Annotated in this window: 17 protein-coding genes; 7 read left to right on the top strand and 10 right to left on the bottom strand. The window is 62.4% G+C overall.

Going from position 1 to position 18,138, the window contains the following annotated elements; translation table 11 throughout:
- The first annotated feature begins 85 nt into the window (after positions 1-85).
- On the top strand, positions 86-565 hold the full coding sequence (locus tag VMF11_01265) for a hypothetical protein (GenBank protein HTU68923.1): 480 nt from the start codon (positions 86-88) through the stop codon (positions 563-565).
- On the opposite strand, the gene VMF11_01260 is transcribed toward VMF11_01265, so the two are convergent.
- Positions 544-1,227 (bottom strand): response regulator transcription factor, encoded by a 684-nt coding sequence (locus tag VMF11_01260; protein HTU68922.1) that lies wholly within the window; start codon positions 1,225-1,227, stop codon positions 544-546. The two genes, VMF11_01265 and VMF11_01260, sit on opposite strands and share 22 nt — an antisense overlap.
- A 75-nt stretch (positions 1,228-1,302) precedes the next feature.
- Here VMF11_01260 and VMF11_01255 point away from each other — a divergent pair, with 75 nt between their 5' ends.
- Genes VMF11_01255 through VMF11_01240 form a run of 4 tightly spaced genes read left to right on the top strand, consistent with a single transcriptional unit; the run spans position 1,303 to position 3,975 of the window.
- Positions 1,303-1,428, top strand: coding sequence for a hypothetical protein (locus VMF11_01255; protein ID HTU68921.1), 126 nt, complete (start codon positions 1,303-1,305; stop codon positions 1,426-1,428).
- Positions 1,429-1,896: a cytochrome c oxidase subunit II gene (locus VMF11_01250; GenBank protein HTU68920.1), complete on the top strand. Its 468-nt coding sequence runs from the start codon at positions 1,429-1,431 to the stop codon at positions 1,894-1,896.
- Positions 1,896-3,527 (top strand): cbb3-type cytochrome c oxidase subunit I, encoded by a 1,632-nt coding sequence (locus tag VMF11_01245; GenBank protein HTU68919.1) that lies wholly within the window; start codon positions 1,896-1,898, stop codon positions 3,525-3,527. Before VMF11_01250 ends, VMF11_01245 begins: the two co-directional genes overlap by 1 nt.
- 13 nt (positions 3,528-3,540) lie before the next feature.
- Entirely contained in the window at positions 3,541-3,975 is a 435-nt protein-coding gene (locus VMF11_01240; GenBank protein ID HTU68918.1) for a universal stress protein, read from the top strand.
- Positions 3,976-3,993: 18 nt separating this feature from the next.
- Here the strand turns inward: VMF11_01240 and VMF11_01235 are convergent, their stop codons facing one another.
- The 6 genes from VMF11_01235 to VMF11_01210 all read right to left on the bottom strand — a co-directional run bounded on the left by VMF11_01235 (position 3,994) and on the right by VMF11_01210 (position 9,726).
- Complete coding sequence (locus VMF11_01235; GenBank protein HTU68917.1) at positions 3,994-5,325, bottom strand: nicotinate phosphoribosyltransferase; 1,332 nt, start codon at positions 5,323-5,325, stop codon at positions 3,994-3,996.
- 117 nt (positions 5,326-5,442) lie between these two features.
- A complete protein-coding gene (locus VMF11_01230) occupies positions 5,443-6,030 on the bottom strand; it encodes a hypothetical protein (GenBank protein HTU68916.1) in 588 nt (195 codons plus the stop codon).
- A 35-nt stretch (positions 6,031-6,065) separates the two neighbouring features.
- Positions 6,066-6,833, bottom strand: coding sequence for an exodeoxyribonuclease III (locus VMF11_01225; protein ID HTU68915.1), 768 nt, complete (start codon positions 6,831-6,833; stop codon positions 6,066-6,068).
- A 6-nt stretch (positions 6,834-6,839) separates the two neighbouring features.
- Positions 6,840-7,841 carry a zinc-dependent alcohol dehydrogenase family protein gene (locus VMF11_01220; GenBank protein HTU68914.1) on the bottom strand — a complete coding sequence of 334 codons (1,002 nt, stop codon included), beginning with the start codon at positions 7,839-7,841 and terminating at the stop codon, positions 6,840-6,842.
- On the bottom strand, positions 7,841-8,170 hold the full coding sequence (locus tag VMF11_01215) for a DUF779 domain-containing protein (protein HTU68913.1): 330 nt from the start codon (positions 8,168-8,170) through the stop codon (positions 7,841-7,843). The genes VMF11_01220 and VMF11_01215 overlap by 1 nt, the downstream gene beginning before the upstream one ends.
- Positions 8,171-8,178: 8 nt before the next feature.
- Positions 8,179-9,726 (bottom strand): aldehyde dehydrogenase family protein, encoded by a 1,548-nt coding sequence (locus VMF11_01210; protein ID HTU68912.1) that lies wholly within the window; start codon positions 9,724-9,726, stop codon positions 8,179-8,181.
- 537 nt (positions 9,727-10,263) lie between these two features.
- Here VMF11_01210 and VMF11_01205 point away from each other — a divergent pair.
- Entirely contained in the window at positions 10,264-10,551 is a 288-nt protein-coding gene (locus VMF11_01205; GenBank protein HTU68911.1) for a hypothetical protein, read from the top strand.
- On the opposite strand, the gene VMF11_01200 is transcribed toward VMF11_01205, so the two are convergent.
- Positions 10,492-10,872, bottom strand: coding sequence for a VOC family protein (locus tag VMF11_01200; protein ID HTU68910.1), 381 nt, complete (start codon positions 10,870-10,872; stop codon positions 10,492-10,494). The two genes, VMF11_01205 and VMF11_01200, sit on opposite strands and share 60 nt — an antisense overlap.
- A 23-nt stretch (positions 10,873-10,895) precedes the next feature.
- On the opposite strand from VMF11_01200, the gene VMF11_01195 reads away from it, so the two are divergent.
- A complete protein-coding gene (locus VMF11_01195) occupies positions 10,896-11,513 on the top strand; it encodes an SOS response-associated peptidase (protein HTU68909.1) in 618 nt (205 codons plus the stop codon).
- Positions 11,514-11,517: 4 nt separating this feature from the next.
- Here the strand turns inward: VMF11_01195 and VMF11_01190 are convergent, their stop codons facing one another.
- Positions 11,518-14,682 (bottom strand): efflux RND transporter permease subunit, encoded by a 3,165-nt coding sequence (locus VMF11_01190; protein ID HTU68908.1) that lies wholly within the window; start codon positions 14,680-14,682, stop codon positions 11,518-11,520.
- On the bottom strand, positions 14,679-18,137 hold the full coding sequence (locus VMF11_01185) for an efflux RND transporter permease subunit (protein ID HTU68907.1): 3,459 nt from the start codon (positions 18,135-18,137) through the stop codon (positions 14,679-14,681). The genes VMF11_01190 and VMF11_01185 overlap by 4 nt, the downstream gene beginning before the upstream one ends.
- Position 18,138: the final 1 nt, after the last annotated feature.

The following is an 18,138-nucleotide window of genomic DNA, read 5'->3' as shown; positions in this document are numbered from 1 at the left end:
ACCTCAACTGCCCGTACAATCGCGCGCGCGAACTGCTTGCGGACGCGGTACGAGATGCGGCACAAACCGGCGCTGAACGTTGAAGATGCGCGCGCGGAGGATCGAACTCACCCTGCCGGTCGCGATGGCGCCGCCGGCGGCGCGTGAATCGCTGGCGCGGGTCATGCAGGCGCTGGCAAAGGCCGGCACGTCACCGGATCGATTCGCGCTCGCGGTACAGCTGACTGACCTTCACGCCGGCGTCGCCGGCGAAGTGCGAATTCCCGCCGAGCTGAGGGTGGCCGAGCGCCCGGTACATTGGGAGTACGGTCTTTCGATCCACGCGGCATCCGGCGAACGAATCTTTCCGGCATTCGAGGGCGCGCTGAGCCTCACCCCGGTCGGAAACGCCGCCGAGCTTTGGCTGCAGGGGTTCTACACGCCGCCCTTCGGCATCATCGGCGCGCTTCTGGACCGCACCGTCTTCCGCAATGTGGCCCGGCGCAGCCTCGATTCGTTCCTGAAAGGCATCGCCGGCGAGATCGCGGCCGATGCAAAAGAGCACTACAGCTTGCGCATCTTGTAGCCGACGCCGTAGACCGTCAACACGTACGCCGGGTTCTGCACGTCCGGCTCGATCTTGCGCCGCAAGTTGTTGATGTGCCGGTCCAGCGTTCGTTCGAAGATCGAACCGTCGTCGCTGAGTTTATCGAGCAGTTGCGCGCGGGTGAGGGCCACGCCCGCATTGCGCGCCAGCACCTCCAGCAACCGGAATTCCGACGGCGTCAAATGCGCCTGATGCTTTCCTACCCGCACTTCGTGCGCTTCGACGTCGATCTCGAGATCGCCGATCCGAATGAGATCGCCCGAACTCCCGCCGCCGCTGCCCTGCGCGCGCCGCAAGACGGCGCGGACGCGCGCAACGACCTCGCGCGGGCTGAAGGGCTTGGTGATGTAATCGTCGGCGCCGATCTCGAGCCCAACGATCCGATCGACCTCGTCAGCGCGCGCCGTAACGACGATCGCCGGGATGTCGCGTTCGCGAACCGCGCGCAGGATGTCCAGCCCGCTGCCGTCCGGCAGCGTTACGTCGAGCAGTAAGAGATCCGGGCGGCTGCGGTCGAGCGCCGCCATCGCATCCGCAAACGTCGAACTGACCGTGGCGGTGAAGCCGTCAGCTTGTAAATATCCCGCCAAGACGTCGCCGATCTGCGGTTCGTCCTCGACGATCAAGACCGTGCCCGACACGCGCTCCTCCGAATGTTCCAGGACCTGGGAAGGTGCCTTCCTTACTTCCGAACCCGCCGCCGCTAGGGTTGCAGTATGAAAACCGACTCTGACGAGCGGGACGTTCCGCTACCCGGCACTTTGGCCTTCGTGCTCGGCATCGGCGTTGCTTTCCTCATCGGCTGGTTTGCCCTATTCGCGTTGATGGCGGAGCGCTGGTAGATGCACATTCACCGCTACGAACGCTGGTGGATGACCTTTGGCCTCGCCATGCTGGTCGTGTTCATGGCCACCATCTTCATCGCCGCTTTCGCCGACAACATCAACCCACCGACCGGCTCTGCGACCATCGAACCGACCAAGGTTGGCTCGACGCCGCCCTTCGATCATCCGGGTTTACGCCAAACCGCTGACGGCAACTACGAGGCCTATTACGTCGCCCAAGTCTTCATGTTCAGCCCGTCCAAGCTCACGATCCCGCTCGGCAGCACCGTGACGTTCTACGTCACCAGCTCCGACGTCGTGCACGGCTTCGAGATCGCCCGCACCGACATCAACATCATGGCGATTCCCGGATGGGTCAACAGTGCGACCTACCGTTTCACCAAAGCCGGAACCTATCTGCTCGTCTGCAACGAGTACTGCGGGATCGGTCACCAAAACATGTACGGAACGATCGAGGTCAAGTGATGCAATCGGCTGTCGCTTCCAACCCCGCCGAGAACCGGCTCGTGCTCGCCCACGTCTACACGGCCACGATCGCCGTCTGTCTCGGCGCCGTGTTCGGCGTCCTTCAAGCATTTTCGCGCGCGGACGCCCTGCAAGCGCCGCAGTGGTTCGACTACTACCGCATGCTCACGGCGCACGGCGTGTTGATGGCGCTGGTTTTCACAACCTTCTTCATCACCGGTCTAGCCGAGTTCGTGCTCTATCGCAACATCGCCCGTCCGGATCGAAAGCTGACGGTGGGATGGATCGGCTGGTGGCTGATGTTCATCGGAACGGCGGTCGCGGCGGCGATGATCCTTGCCGGAAACGCGACCGTGCTCTACACGTTTTACGCGCCGCTCAAGGCGAGTCCGTTCTTCTATCTCGGGGCGACGGTGCTCGTGCTCGGTACCTGGGTCGTCGCCTACGAAGTCTTCGAAAACGTTCTCTACTTCCGGCGCAATCATCCGGGCGCACCGATTCCGCTGCCCGTGTTCATGATGGCGACGACCTTTCTCATGTGGATCATCGCGACGCTCGGCGTGGTCGCCGAGATGTACCTGCTGATTCCCTGGGCGTTCGGGTGGACGCCCGGTATCAACGTGCTGCTCACCCGCATGTTCTTCTGGTACTTCGGCCATCCGCTGGTGTACTTCTGGATCATGGGCGCCTACGTCATCTGGTACACGATCATCCCGACACGCTACAACGGAACCGTCTTCAGCGACGGCCTCGCGCGTCTGACCTTCCTCATGCTCCTGATTCTCTCGACGCCGGTCGGCATTCATCACGAGTTCATGGAGCCGATCGCCAGCAAGTGGAAACTCCTGCACATGGTGATGACTTACGGCGTCGTCATCCCCTCGTTCCTCACGGCGTTCGCGATCTTCGCCTCGTTCGAACTCGCGGCGATCAAGAACGGGCAGCGCGGGTTCATTCGCACGGTCACCTCGCTGCCGTGGAACGATCCATTCTTCGCCGCCGCCGGCTACGGCATGCTGCTCTTCATCCTCGGCGGCTTCGGCGGCATGGTCAACGCTTCGTACAGCATGGATACGTTGGTGCACAATACGATTTGGATCGTCGGCCACTTCCATGCGACGGTCGGCGGACCGGTGGCACTGACGTTCATCGGCGCGACCTATTGGCTGATCCCGCGGTTGACCGGACGCGAACTGTGGGGCCGCAGCATCGCGCTCTGGCAAGCGCGCCTGTGGTTCATCGGAATGCTGATCATGTCGCTCTCGATGCACTACGCCGGATTGCTCGGCGCGCCGCGCCGCACGGCCTCGGTCGACTACGCGGGCGCCGCCGCAGCGGCGCCATGGGAGCCGGCGATGCTCCTTGCAGCGGCGGGCGGCGGCATACTGTTCATCAGCATCTGCTTCTTCGCCACCGTCGCGATCGGCACGCTGTTCAAAAACGAGAAGACCCATGACACGCTCGCCGATTTCGCACCGGCCGAAGCCGGCGCTCCGACACCGGCGATATTGCAGCATCTCTTCCGCTGGAGCGCCGTCGCGCTCGTGCTGGCGGTACTCGCGTACACCGGACCATTCATCGAACTGTTTCACAGTCACGTTCCTCTTGCTCCCGGCCTGAGGACGTGGTAGGAGAGGAGACCACATGTTCAATACGATTCTCGTCGCGGTCGACGAGTCGGACGCAGCGAAATCGGCCGTCGAACTGGCCTGTCGTCTCGCCAAAGAGGACGGCGCCAAACTGCTCTTGGTCAACGTGGTCGACGTTTCGAAACTCGTCGCGGTCGCCGGCTATGAGACGCCTTATCCGATCGACGCGATCCAGATGATGCGCGATTCCGGTGCCGACCTGTTGAACAAGCAGAAATCGACCTGCGAATCCGGCGGCCTCAACGTTACGACCGCAGCCGGCGAAGGCGATGCGTGCGATGAGATCCTGCGCCTCGCCGATGAAAACAAGGTAGGGCTGATCTGCATGGGTACCCATGGCCGCAAGGGGCTTGCGCACCTCTTCATCGGCAGCGTCGCCGAAGGCGTCGTGCGCCGCTCCAAAGTTCCGGTGATGGTGACGCCGTCATGATCGACCCGAAGACGCTCTTTATTCGGCGATGCGACGATCGGTCGCGGCCGCGAGTTCTTGTAGGGCCTCGTCGATCTCGACGCGATAGCGCGCGTGTTCCAAGGAGGCCAGCGGCCGCGGTAATTGCGCGAGATTTGCACGTGCGTTCTTGCGGATCGCCGCCAACGAAGGCTGCGGATGGACGCGCTTGCCCGCGCGCATGACCGGCGCCAGCAGCGGTACGCCCTCGCGCGCGTCGCCGGCGAGCGCGATGCGATCGCCCAACATCGTGCCGCGATCGTCGAACGAGCGCCAGACTTGCTTTGCTCCCGGCCAGCTCGCCTTTCCGGGAGAGAGCTTGCGGCGCGGAATCCCATCGTAGACTTGTAGCTTGTACGCGCAATCAAGCGCGGGGGCATCGCTCGAGGTCGCCAGACTCGTCCCCATGCCGAAGCCGTCGATCGGTGCTTCTTCGCGAACGAACCGCACAAGGTCGTCCTCATCGAGGCCCCCGCTGCCGAAGATCGTTACCTCGGTCAGGCCGCCCGCGTCGAGGATCTCGCGCACGCGCCGTGCCTGCGCGGCGAGATCGCCGCTGTCGATGCGCACACCGCGGATCCTAATTCCCGCCGTCGCCAGCCGTTCGGCAAGAGCAACGACCTCATGAGCGGCATGCTCCGTATTGTACGTGTCGATCAGAAGCACGAGCCCTTCCGGCCGGGTGCGTGCGAACTCTTCGAATGCAACGACCTCACGATCGTGGGCTTCGATGAACGAGTGCGCCATCGTTCCGTACAGCGGAATCCCGAAGCGTTGTCCCGCCTCCACCGTCGCGGTCCCCGCAAATCCCGTGATGTAGGCAGCACGCGCAGCCAACAGGCCCGCCTCGGCGCCATGCGCTCGCCGCAAGCCGAAATCGACGAGCAGCTTCCCCGGTGCCGCCAGCACCATCCGCGCCGCTTTCGACGCGATCAGCGTCTGAAAGTGCAGCAGATTGATGAGTCGCGTCTCGACGAGCTGTGCCTGCGGCATCGGTGCGGTTACCCGCAGGATCGGCTCTTGCGCGAAAAAGATCGTGCCTTCAGGCACCGCGTCCACGTCACCGGTGAAACGCAGGTCCGAGAGCGATTCGACGAAGTCATCAGGGAATCGCCCGCCGGCACGCAGATACGCGAGATCGCCGGCGGAGAACTGCAATGCTTCGAGAAAGTCGAGAGCCTGCTCGAGTCCGGCCGCCATGAGGAATCCGCGACGGTCCGGTAAGGTTCGCACCGAGAGCTCGAACACGGCGATCCGGTCGAAGCCATAGCGACGATACGCCTGAAGCATCGCGAGCTGATAGAGATCGGTCAGCAGCGAGCTCTCGTTCATGTACGGCTCCAGCGGCGCACGCGTGAAAGAACAATGCGGATGCGAGCCCCTCGTTCGAGGGGTTCGCGCTGAGCGCCTTCTATTCGATCGCGCCGGATCGGCGCGGGACGAAGTCTGCTAGAGCCACCAATGCGCGCCGAGCGCCATGTTGAACGTCGCGGCGAACGCGCAGTACATCAGCCAGATTCCGGTGACCCAGTGGAAGAATCCAAGCGGTTTGGACGAGTGCACCACGCCGAAGCGCTCGAGGCCTTCCGCGATATAAACGAATACCAGACCAAGGAAGATCAACGCCACCGGAACGTCGCCGGCGCTGGAAAAGATCAGCAAGCCCAGGAGCGAGATCAAACCGAACGCGATCGACATCCAGGATTCGGGTGCGCCGTCGCCTCCGATCACGCGGCGTCCGCCGAGCGCAAACCAATGTACGCCGTACGCGGTGAACGCGAGACCCGCCATGTAAAGCGGCGCGCCTTTGAACACCTGAAACCACGTCAAGCCGACGAAGATATACGTGCCGGCAACGAATTGCATGAAGCCCGGCATCCAAATGCCCCACAGCCCCATGCTCCGGTCGACTTCGGGCGTGCGCTGCGGAAAGCCGAACAGCTCCTGCCCGCCATAGATGAAATAGCCCGTGGCAAGTCCGAAAAAGCCGATCGCCAACGGCACATAGTCCGAAGGCTGCAATGCGAATGTAGTCATACTTGTTAGTATACCCGACCTTTCGAACTTCCACTCTACAGGTCGTAGTCAACGGTAAGCGGCGCGTGATCGCTAAAGCGATTCTGCTTATAAATCGAAGCCGCGGAAACAGCCGAGCGCAAGCCCGGTGTGATCATTTGGTAATCGATGCGCCAGCCGAGATTGTTTGGATAGGCCTTCGGCCAGTTCGGCCACCACGTGTACTGTTTCGGCTCGTCATTGACCACCCGGAACGCATCGACCCAACCGGCACCGTCGACGAGCGCGTCCATCCACGCGCGTTCTTCTGGAAAGAAACCGGTCACGCTGCTGTTGCGTACCGGATCGAACGTGTCGATCGCGTTGTGCGCGATGTTGTAGTCGCCGCAGATGACGTACTCGCGTCCGGTCTTGCGCAATCCGGCGAGAAAGATCAGGAAGCGCTCGAGGAAATTCATTTTGACCGCCTGACGCGCCGGGCCGGAGGTTCCCGAGGGAACGTAGACGCTGGCGATGCGCAGATCGCCGAAGTCCGCTTCGATGTAGCGCCCTTCGGCGTCCATGTCGGGCCACCCCAAGCCTCGTGTAACCGCGATCGGTTCGCGCCGCGTATAGAGCGCGACGCCGCTGTAACCCGGCCGTTGAGCGTCGACGTAGTAGCTATGATAGCGCGCCAGCGCCGAGGCCTCGAGGGGAAGCTGATGCTCCTGCGAGCGCGTCTCCTGCAGTGCGACGGCGTCCGCGTTTTGCGCCGCAAGCCAGGCGAACAGCCCCTTACGCGCCGCCGACCGGATGCCGTTGACGTTGAGCGTGATAACGCGCATCGTGCTTCAGGAGAGGTGCAGCACGGCGGCGCCGCGCAGCTCGTCGTGTTTGAGCATCGTGAGCGCCCGGTTTGCGTCTTCTAGGTTCATCGGCACGGTGTAAGTCTTGATCGGAATCTCGCCGGCTATGCGGAGAAACTCTTCACCGTCGGCGCGCGTGTTGGCCGTGACGCTGCGTAGTTCGCGCTCGTAGAAGAGTTCGCGCTCGTAGTTCAGCGCGGGAATGTCGGTGAGATAGATGCCCGCGACCGCGAGCACTCCGCCACGATCGAGCGCGCGCATGGCGGGCGGCACCAGGTTGCCGGCCGGCGCGAACATGATTGCCGCGTCCAGGCGCGTGGGCGGGGTGTCCTCCGCCTCGCCGATCCAATCCGCGCCGAGCTCGCCGGCGAGATCGCGGTGCACGCCGCCCCGGCTCATCACGAAGATGCGGCACTTCCAATGCTTGAGCACTTGCAGCGCGAGATGCGCCGATCCGCCGAAACCGTACAGGCCGACGGTCATGCCCGGTTCGATCGCAGCGCGTTTGATCGCGCGGAAGCCGATGATCCCGGCGCAGAGCAGCGGCGCGGCATGCTCGTCGTCGATCGCGGCCGGAATAGTGTACGCGTACGCTTCGCGAATCGTGGCAAACTCGGCGTAGCCGCCGTCGTGATCCCAGCCGGTAAAACGAGCGTTGGGGCAGAGATTTTCGTGTGCGCGCCGGCAGAATTTACAGGTGCCGTCGGTGTCGCGTAGCCAAGCGATGCCGACGCGATCGCCGGGTTTGAAGCGCGTACACGCGGCGCCCGCGCGTTCAACGATGCCGACGATCTCGTGTCCGGGAACGATCGCCGGATGCTTCGGCGGCAATTCACCCTCGGTCACGTGTAAGTCGGTGCGGCAGACGCCGCAGGTGCGAATGCGCACGAGCAACTCGTCCTCGGCCGGAACCGGCTGAGGAATATCTTTGAGCGTCAGCGGATTGGTTTCGATTGCCGCCGGCTTCTCGAGCACCATCGCCCGCATCAGAACGAGCGCGCTCCGGTGGTAAAACGCATATCGTCGCGCGTCTCCAGCGAGAAGCTGTCGCTGTGCGAGGGTACGGCATCAATGATGAACTGCATGTGGTCACCCCACTGCTTGAGCTGCTCGGCGCCGATGTAGAACGGCGTCCCCTCGATCGTACCGAGTAAGACGTCATTCGCGCCCACGCGAAACTCGCCCGCCCGATAGCACATCGGCGCGCTGCCTTCGCAGCAGCCGCCCGATTGATGGAAAATCAACGGGCCATGGCACGCCTGCAGTCGCCGTACGAGAGCGACGGCTGCAGGCGTGAACACGACCCGTTCGGCCATTTCGGCGTTTAGAAGAAGCCCAGGGCCTTGTCGCTGTAGCTGACTAACAGATTTTTGGTTTGCTGATAGGCCTCGAGATCCGATTTATACGTCTCCCGGCCAAAGCCCGATTGCTTGTATCCACCGAAGGCCGCACCGGCCGGATAGAGATGGTAGCAATTGGTCCACACGCGGCCCGCTTGGATTTCGCGTCCGACGCGATAGGCGTTCGTGCCGTTGCGGCTCCAGACGCCGGCACCCAAGCCGTAAAGCGTGTCGTTACCGATTGCGATCGCTTCGTCCACGGTCTTGAAGGTCGTGACCGAGAGTACCGGTCCGAAGATCTCTTCCTGGAAGATGCGCATCTTGTTGTTGCCGACGAAGACGGTCGGCTTGACATAGTACCCGTTCTTGATGTCTTCGGAAACTTCGGCGCGTCCGCCGCCGGTGACGCACTTGGCGCCTTCTTCTTTGCCGATGCCGATGTAGCGCAGGATCTTCTCGAGTTGGTCTTTCGAGTTTTGCGCGCCCATCATCGTTTCGGGATTGAGCGGATTGCCGACTTTGATCTTCCCGACCCGCTTGACGGCGCGCTCCATGAATTTCTCGAAGATCGATTCTTGGATCAGCGCGCGGGACGGGCACGTGCAGACTTCGCCCTTGTTGAAGGCAAAGAGCGCGAAGCCTTCGAGCGCCTTGTCCAGGAATGCGTCATCGGCATCCATCACGTCGGCCAGGAAGATGTTGGGTGATTTGCCGCCGAGTTCGAGCGTCATCGGAATGATGTTTTCCGATGCGTACTGCATGATCAGCCGGCCGGTCGTGGTTTCGCCGGTAAAGGCGACTTTGGCGATGCGCGGGTTGGCCGCGAGCGCCTGACCCACTTCGGAACCCTTGCCGTTCACGACGTTGACGACGCCCGGCGGAAGCACGTCGGCGATCAAACTCATCAGCACCATCACGCTGAACGGCGTTTCCGATGCGGGCTTGAGCACGACGCAGTTTCCGGCGGCGAGCGCGGGGCAGAGTTTCCACGCGGCCATCAGCAGCGGGAAGTTCCACGGAATGATCTGTCCGACCACGCCGAGCGGTTCGCGGAAATGATACGCGACCGTCTGGTCGTCGAGCTGCGTGAGCGCGCCCTCTTCGGCGCGTAGGCAGGCGGCGAAATAGCGGAAGTGATCGGCTGCGAGCGGTACGTCCGCTGCCAGCGTCTCGCGAATCGGTTTGCCGTTGTCCATCGTCTCGACGCGGGCGAGTACTTGGAGATTTTTATCGATGCGATCGGCAATCGCGTTCAGGACCGCGGCGCGCTCCGCCGGTGAAACCTTCCCCCACGCGCTTTTCGCCCGATGTGCGGCGTCCAGGGCAAGTTCGATATCTTCGGGACTCGAACGCGCAAAATCCGCCAACGGCTGACCGTTGATCGGGCTGGTGTCGGTGAAATAGCGGCCCTTGACTGGCGGCACGAATTTGCCGCCGATGAAGTTGTCGTATCGCGTCTGTACACCGAGCTTTCTGACGAACTCGAGTGCTTCATCAAAGAGCGGTTTCGGCGTAATGACTTGAGTGGTCACGATGTATCCTCCTAGATTTCGAGGATAGACCGAGCGAGTGTAAAGCTCTGAGAAGATCGCGTTCCCCAAATGTTCACATGGCCGACCTAAGGAAGCTCTGAAGAAGTCCATGCACCGATCGTTCTGGCCCCGATGGCCGCAGATCCGAGGAGTCGGCGAGGGAGCATAGCCAGGGTGTTCTGTGACCGAGCCGACGACGATGGAGATGCGCCATCGCGGCCATAGCCCTTCGGGCAAGGGCATTTTCCGGTGCGGGTCTTCGTTGCATCCTCGGTCACAGAGCTCGTTGCTATGCTCCCTCGGATGCGCCTCGATTCGCACCGGAAATGCTCCTTGCGATCGGTACAGCGACTTCTTCAGAGCTTCCCTAACATCGCCCTTAGGAAGGCAGAACCACGACATGAAAAAGACGATGAAAGCCGCGGTCGTTCGCGCATTCGGCGAACCGCTCGCGATCGAAGAGCGCCCGGTCCCCGTCCCTGGACCCGGCGAGCTGCTCGTCGAGGTCGTCGCAAAGGAACGGTCGCGCTCGTCGGGTTGCCGCCGGGGGGCTTCACGACACCGATCTTCGACGTCGTGCTTCGCGGCCTGACGATCCGCGGCTCGATCGTCGGCACGCGCAAGGATCTTGCCGAAGCGATCGACTTCGCTACCCGCGGTCAGGTGCGCGCCGAAATCCACGTGGCGCCGCTCGAAGACATCAACGAGATCTTCGCCAATCTCGAAGCGGGCAAGGTCGATGGCCGGATGGTTCTCGACCTTGCGCTAGCGCCGAGAGAGAACGGAAAGCTCCCACCGGTAGCCGTCGGGGTCGCGAAACCATAGACCCATGTTCCGGGATCCGGGCGCCTCGGGGCCGATCTCGTCGCCCGGATCCTCAACGTCGACCTGGTGCTGCTTCAGCCAGTCGAGCGCCGCATTGAGCGCTTTCAAATCCGGCAGATGAAACGACATGTGCTCGATCGTCTTCGGATGCGGGGTTCCCTGGAATAAGACGATCGTGATGTCATCGTTGGTCAGGCCGACGTAATCATCGTCCTCGAACATCGTTCTCAAATCGAAGAGCGTGCGCCACCAATCCGCGCTCTTCTTCGCATCACGGACCGCGAGCCCGAAGTGTCCGACGGTTCCCAGGTGAATCTTCATCTACGCTCCAATCCGGTGAATCGATGTGTGGACGTTTTACCCTGACGAAGCCGCAACGCATCGGGGACGCCTACCCTCGCTATCGCTTCGAGGAATTTAGTGAGTACCGCCTACCGCGGTTCAATATCGCCCCGACGCAAGGCGTGCTGGCCGTCCGCAATGACGGCACGGAACGCGTCGAGCCGCTCGAGTGGGGAATCGGCGGCCGTATCAACGCGCGCGCTGAGACCGTCGTCTCCAAGCCTGCGCCATTGCGCTGCATTATCTTCGCCGACGGATTCTACGAATGGCGCGGACGCAAGCCGGTCTATTACACGATGCGCGACGAGCGCGTCTTCGTTTTTGCGGGAATTTGGGAACCCGCGATCAACGGACCGCCCGAGTGCGCGATCGTGACATGCCCTCCGAACGAACTCGTGGCGCCCGTGCACAACCGCATGCCGGTCATTCTCGGCGACAAGGCGCTCGATGAGTGGCTTGCACCCGGCGATCTCGACCCCGAACGCGCACGAATCTTCATGCAGCCTTATAGCGCAAATGAAATGACGGCGCGCGACGTGTCGATGCGCCTCAACGACGCGCGCAACGATCGGCCCGACGTTCTCCTCGACGACGATCCCGTGCAGGAGACGCTGTTCTAGCTTTTTACACCGGTAACGACTGCTGCGGCGTCGTCTTCGGCTCGGGTGCTTCGGGTTGCGGCTGATCTTTCGGCGCGAAGCGCAGGTACATGATCGGAATCAGCAGCAGCGTCAGCACCAACGAAGACGAGAGCCCGCCGATCACCACGATGCCCAGCGGCCGTTCCGCTTGCGATCCCGGATCGAGCGCGAGCGCCAGCGGCAGCATGCCCGCGATCATCGCGAACGTCGTCATCACGATCGGCCGGAACCGGTGATGCGCGCTCTCGACGATCGCGTCCATTTTCGAGAGGCCGCGCTCGCGCAGCTGGTTGGCAAAGTCGACGAGCAGGATGCCGTTCTTCGCTACCAGACCGACCAGCATGATCGAGCCGATCAGCGAGAAGAGGTTCAGCGTTTGATGCGTGATCGCGAGCGCCCCGAGTGCGCCGACCACCGCCACCGGAACGGTGAACATCACGATGAACGGCGTAACGTATCCATTGTAGAGCGCGACCATCAACAGATAGACCAGCAGAATCGAGAGCAAGAGCGAGACGCCCATCTCGGTCACCGTCTGCTGCACCTGCTGCTGGTTTCCACCCTGCACCGGCGTCACCGTGATCGTCGCGGGAACGTGCAACGCTCGCAGACGGCTTTCGAAGGCGCGCTGGACGTTGGAGAGGGCGGCACCCGGCGCGACGTTCGCGCCGATGAGGACGACGTTGCGCCGGTCGATCCGGATGACCAGCGGCGGAGCGGGTTGATTCTGCAGGTTGACGATATCGCCCACGGTGATGATCGAACCGTTGTTGGCGCGAATTGGAATCGACGATATACCGCTCAAGTTGGTGAGATCGCTTTGCTTGTAGATGACCTGCACGTCTTTGAGGCCGTCGGGTCCGGTAAATTCGGTCGCGGTGTAGCCGCCGTAGGCAGCCCGGACCGCGGTCGAAGCCGTACCGATGCTGGCATCGAGCGCGCGCGCGGCGTTGCGGTTGAATTCGACCTCGATCTGCGGTGATTCGAGCGCGTTGGAGGTCGTCGCGTCGATGACGCCCGGCGTCTGTTGGAGCGCGGCGAAGACACGATCCGACCACGCACTCGGGTCGATCGTCGCGCTGGCGACCACGTAGCCGATCGGCTGCGAGATGCCGCCCGATGGGTCGGTCGACGGAACCCCGGTCACTTGCGCACCGGGGAGCGCGTTTGCGATCTCGCTCGCGAGCGTCTGCGACCAATACTGCGTCGAACGGCGCCGCCCGCTCTTCAGAAAAACGTGGATCTGACCGATCGCGCCGTTGTTGATGTAGCCGCTGAGCGAACCTTCGTACGCACCGGCAATCGAGGTCTCGGATTGGAGATCCGGCACCTTCATCACGATCTTTTCCGCCTCGCGCACCGCTGCGGTTGTGGTTGCGAGCGGCGTCCCGGTCGGATAATTGATGTTGACGAAGAGCTCGCCCCGATCGACCGGCGGCATATATTCGAATCCGACGATGCCAAGCGGAATCAAGAGCAGCGCGAGAACCAGGCTGCCGAACGAAACCCACACCACCAGGCTGCGATGCTCGAGTCCCCAGCTGAGCGCGCGCTGCGCGTACCAGACGCGCACGCCGTCGAACCATTCGGTGAAGCGGTCGATGACCGGCCATGGACGCCAATGCGAGAAGAGCGCCCAGCGGCCCGAGAGCGCCGGCGTCACCGCGAACGAGACGAAAAGCGAGGTGAGCGTGGCGACCGTCACGACTAGGCCGAACTCACGCAAGAAGAGTCCGACCGAACCCGGCAAGAACGAGAGCGGCAGAAACACGACGACGATGACCAGCGTGATCACGATCGTCGCGATACCGATTTCCGAGATGCCGTTGATTGCGGCCGCTTTCGGCACCTCGCCTTCTTCTTGATGTCGCGAGATGTTTTCCAGCACGACGATCGAGTCGTCGACGAGGATGCCGATCATCAGCGTCATGCCCAGCAGGGAGACGGTGTCGAGCGTGAAGCCGAGCACCTGCATCGCAGCCAGCGTGACCAGAAAGGAGGCCGGAACGGCGATCATCACGACCACCGCCTTGCGCCACGAACGCAGGAAGAACAGCATCACGATCGCGGTGATGATGATGCCCTCGATCAGCGTGCGCGTCACGCCCGAGAGCAACTCTTCGGTGTACGTCGATTGCACGTTGAGCACCGAGAAATTGACCTGCGGATATTGCAGCTTGAGCCGGGGCAATTCGGCGAGCACCGCATTCGACGCGGTCACTTCGCTGGAGCCGGCAGCCTTCTGAACGTCGAGTTCGATCGTCGGCGTACCGTTGGTGTAGGCGTAGACGCGCTGAGTCTCGTAGGCATCCTGCACGTTGGCAACGTCGGAGATGCGATACAGACGCGACGTCGTCGTCCACGGATAGGTCGAGGACGTGCTCGAACCGGTCGCCGCCGTCGTCGTATTTCCGAGCAGTAGGTTGGCAACGGTCGGCACGTTTTGGATATCGCCGCGGATGTCGAGATTTGTTTCGCGATTCGGTTCGTAGACGATGCCGCCCGGTGCGCGCACGTTGTTGTTCGAGATCGCGTTGATCACGTCGGTGAGCGTGAACCCTGACGATCGGAGCTTGTGCGGATCGACGTTGACCTGAATCGAAGCGGTGACGTCGCCGTTTTCCTGGACGTACGAGATGCCTTGCACTTGCTCGAGCGTAGGGACGATGTCATTCGTCACGATCGCCGAGAGCGCGCCCAGCGAGAGCGTCGACGAGGAGGCCGCCAGCGAGACGACCACTGCCTCCGACGGGTTGTAAATGGAGATTTGCGGTGTGGGCAGATCGGAGGGCAGTTGATGCAGCGAGTTTTGCACGCGCCCCTGCACCTGCACGAGGTCCGTATTTTCGTCGGAGGTGAGCGAGAAGACGGCGACGATCGTGGCTTGGCCGGGCTCGATCGAGGTTTCGACGTAGCTCAAATCCGGCGCGCCGGCGATCTCATCTTCGAGCGGCCGCACGATGGCGTCGCGCATCTCCGTGGTCGAGGCGCCGTTATAGGTCAGCAGCACCTGGATCGAGGGAATATCGTAATTCGGCAACTGCTGTTTGACCAAACGAAAGCCCGAGAGCGTGCCGGCGATGAGCACGAGGCACAAGAACACGGTGACGAGCGTCGGGCGTTCGACGAAGAGCCGCGTGAACTTCATACTGCCTGCGCCTCCTTCGGCGCCGGAGTGGGTCCGAGCCACATAAAAATGACCGGAACGAGCACGAGCGTGAGCACGAGCGAGCTGATCAAACCTCCGATGACCACGATACCCAGCGCCTGACGCTGCGCACCGCCCGGATCGAGCGCAAGTGCGATCGGCGTCATACCGGCGATCATCGCGCACGTCGTCATGACGATCGGCCGGAAGCGTTCCTTCGCCGCTTCGATCATCGCGTTGACCCGGTCCATGCCGCTCTCTACCATGTGGTTCGCAAAGTCGACCAACAGGATACCGTTCTTCGAGGCAAGGCCGACCAGCAGCACCGTTCCGATCAGCGAGTAGAGGTTGAGCGCCTGCCGCGTGATCGCCAGCGAGGTCAATGCCCCAACCGTCGCCACCGGAACGGCGAACATGATGATGAAGGGCAGACGATAGCTGTTATAGAGTGCGACCATCAAGAGATAGACGAGAATGCCCGAAAGGATCAGCCCCGAGCCCATACCGATCACCGTGTCGGAGAGATTCTGCTGATTGCCGCCGACGTTCGGCTTGACGCTCACGCCCTGCGGCAAGTGTAGCGCCGCCAATTTCTGCTGGAAGCGCTTCTGCACGGTCGAGAGCGGGACGTTCGGAGAAAGATTCGCCTGGATGTGCACGACCGTCTCACGATTCGTCCGCGTCATCAGCGGCTCGGACGGATCGTTGACCAGTTTGACGATGTCGGCCAGACGAATGATCGAACCATTATTGGCGCGCAGCGGCAGCGCGAGCAACGTCGCGATCGAGGTCTGGAAGCTTCGCGGATACAGCACCTGCACGTATTTGATCCCGTGCGAGGTCTGAATCTGCGTCGCCAACGTTCCGCCGAACGCGGCGCGAATCGCCGCCGCGGCCTGGCCGATGTTGACGTTGAGCGCCCGAGCGCTGTCCCGATCGAAATCGATGTCGAGTTGCGGCGCGAGGTTCTCCGACGAGCTGTTGACGTCGATTGCGCCGGGGGTCTGTTCCAGCGCCGCGAGAACTTGCGGCGCATATTTCTCCGGCTCATCGTCGGCCGAGGTGACCAGATAGTCGATCTGCTGCGAACTTCCGCCGCCGAAGCCGGTCGCGGCAACCGAAAGGATCTTCGCGCCGGGTGCGAGTTTGCGCGCCATCGCACTGAAGCGCTGTGCCCACTGCGCCGTGCTCAGTTTGTGATTGTCTTGAAGAAACACGTGAACCTGGCCAACGCTGCCGAGATTGATCGATCCCCCGAAGCCGCTCTGCGTACCGCCGGCGATCGCGGTGTCAGATTGCACGTCGTGAATGCGCGCAAGCTCCTTGGTCATCGCCGCGATCGTCGCGTTGACCTTGGTCAGCGGCGTACCGGTCGGGTAGGTGAACTGCACGAAGACCTCGCCGCGATCGACCGGCGGCATGAACTCGAAGCCGATGATACCGAGTACGGGCAACATGAGGGCCGCGATCACCGCGCCAAACGATCCGATCACGACCAGGCGCGGACGCCGTAATGCCCAGGGCAGCGCGCGCTGTGCATACCAAAGCCGCGTCTGTTCGAAGAGCCGAGTGAAGCCGTCGATCAGCTTCGGCGGTTTCCACTTCGAAAGCAACGACCAGTTGCCCGCCAGCGCGGGGGTTACCGTAAAAGAGATGAAGAGCGAGGTCAGCGTCGCGGTGACGACCACGAGGGCGAACTCTGAAAGAAATCGTCCGACCGTACCGGGCAGAAACGCGATCGGAAGAAAGACCACGACGTCGACCAGCGTGATCACGATGGCCGCGGGGCCGATCTGCGTGCGGCCCTTGATCGCGGCCTCCTTGGGTTGCTCACCATTTGCGTGATGACGTTCGACGTTCTCGATCACGACGATCGAGTCGTCGACCAAAATCCCGATGATGAGCGTCATCGCGAGCAGTGAGACGGTGTCGATCGAGAAATTGAACGCCTTCATCAGCGCGAGCGTTACACCGAGCGACGAGGGGATCGCCACCATCACGACGATCGCGTGACGCCACGAGCGCAGAAAGAACAGCATCACGATCGCGGTAATCACGATCGCTTCGGAAAGCGTGCGCATCACTCCGAAGATCTGATCCTCGGTGTAAGCGGCCTGATCGTTGATCACCTGGAAGTGAATCTGCGGATACTGCTTCTCGATTGCGGGCAATGCGGCGATTACGTTGCGCGCCGCCACCACCTCGCTCGCGCCGGTCGCCTTTTGCACGCCGAGCGAGATCGTCGGCACGGTGCCCACATAGCTGTATTGGCGTTGCGGCTCGTAGCCATCGATGACGTCGGCGACGTCGGATATGCGCATCTGGCGTGGCGCGTAGGTCCACGGGTTCACATTCGAGAGCGACGGACCCGAATACGACCCGCCCCCGGCACCGGCGCTTGGAGCGGCCGGAGCCGCAGTACTCGACACGCCCGCGGCAGATGCCAACTGTAATTGAGGATACGGCGAGGGCGCGGGGTTGACCGGGCTTGCCGTTGCGGAAGGCGACGACGCCTGCGGCGTGCCGACGGCCGCGGGCGAGGCCGTCGCGGGCACGGGATTCGACGGTGTGGTCACGCTCTGCGAACCGGTCGAGGGGCTCGTCGCACCCGCCTGGCTCGTGCCGGCCGTAAGGGTCGAGGGTGCGCCCGGTGCTCCGGGCACGGCCGGCTCGCTGTATGTTGCGTTGCCGAATGCCGTCGTATACTGCGATGCCGCGCTGATCAGCAGATTCGCGACCGACGCCTGCGTCGTGAGGTCCCCGCGCACGTCGATCGTCGTCTCGTGTCCGGGAAGATACGCAATGCCGCCCGGCTCACGATTGTTGTTCGCTTGGATCGAACTGACGATGTCGTTGAGCGTGTATCCCGCTGACGTGAGCAGGTTCGGATTGACTTGAACCTCGTAGGCCGGCGTCACCGTTCCACCTGCGTTGACGTTCGAAACGCCGTCGACTTGTTCGAGCGTGGGCACGATGTTGTTGGTCACGATCGCCGAAAGCTGGCCCGGGGTGAGCGCACTGGAGCTTACGCCGATCGTCACGACTGTTGCTTGTGCCGGATCGAACGTGCCGATCGTCGGCGCGGGCATATCGCTCGGAAGCTGCGATTGCGCAATCATGACGCGGCGCTGGACCTGCACGAGATCGGTGGTTTGATTCGAGCTCAGGTCGAAGGTCGCCGTGATCGACGCCTGTCCCTCCTGAATCGTCGTGTTGATATAGTCGAGATCGGGCGCACCGGCGATGGCGTCTTCGATCGGCCGCACGATCGCGTCACGGATCTCGGTCGTGGAGCCGCCGGGATAGCTCAGGCGAACGCCGACGACCGGAAAGTCGACGTTCGGGAATTGTTGTTGCGTGATCGTCATCACGCCGATCGTCCCGACGACGGCGATCAGCGCGAGCAAGACGAAGATGATCGTGGGCCGCTGGACGCACAGCCGCGTAAGCCACATT

Source organism: Candidatus Baltobacteraceae bacterium, from assembly GCA_035502855.1.
Lineage (GTDB): Bacteria > Vulcanimicrobiota > Vulcanimicrobiia > Vulcanimicrobiales > Vulcanimicrobiaceae > Aquilonibacter.
The sequence above is the reverse complement of the archived record's forward strand: the minus strand, read 5'-3'. Positions and strand labels throughout refer to the sequence as shown.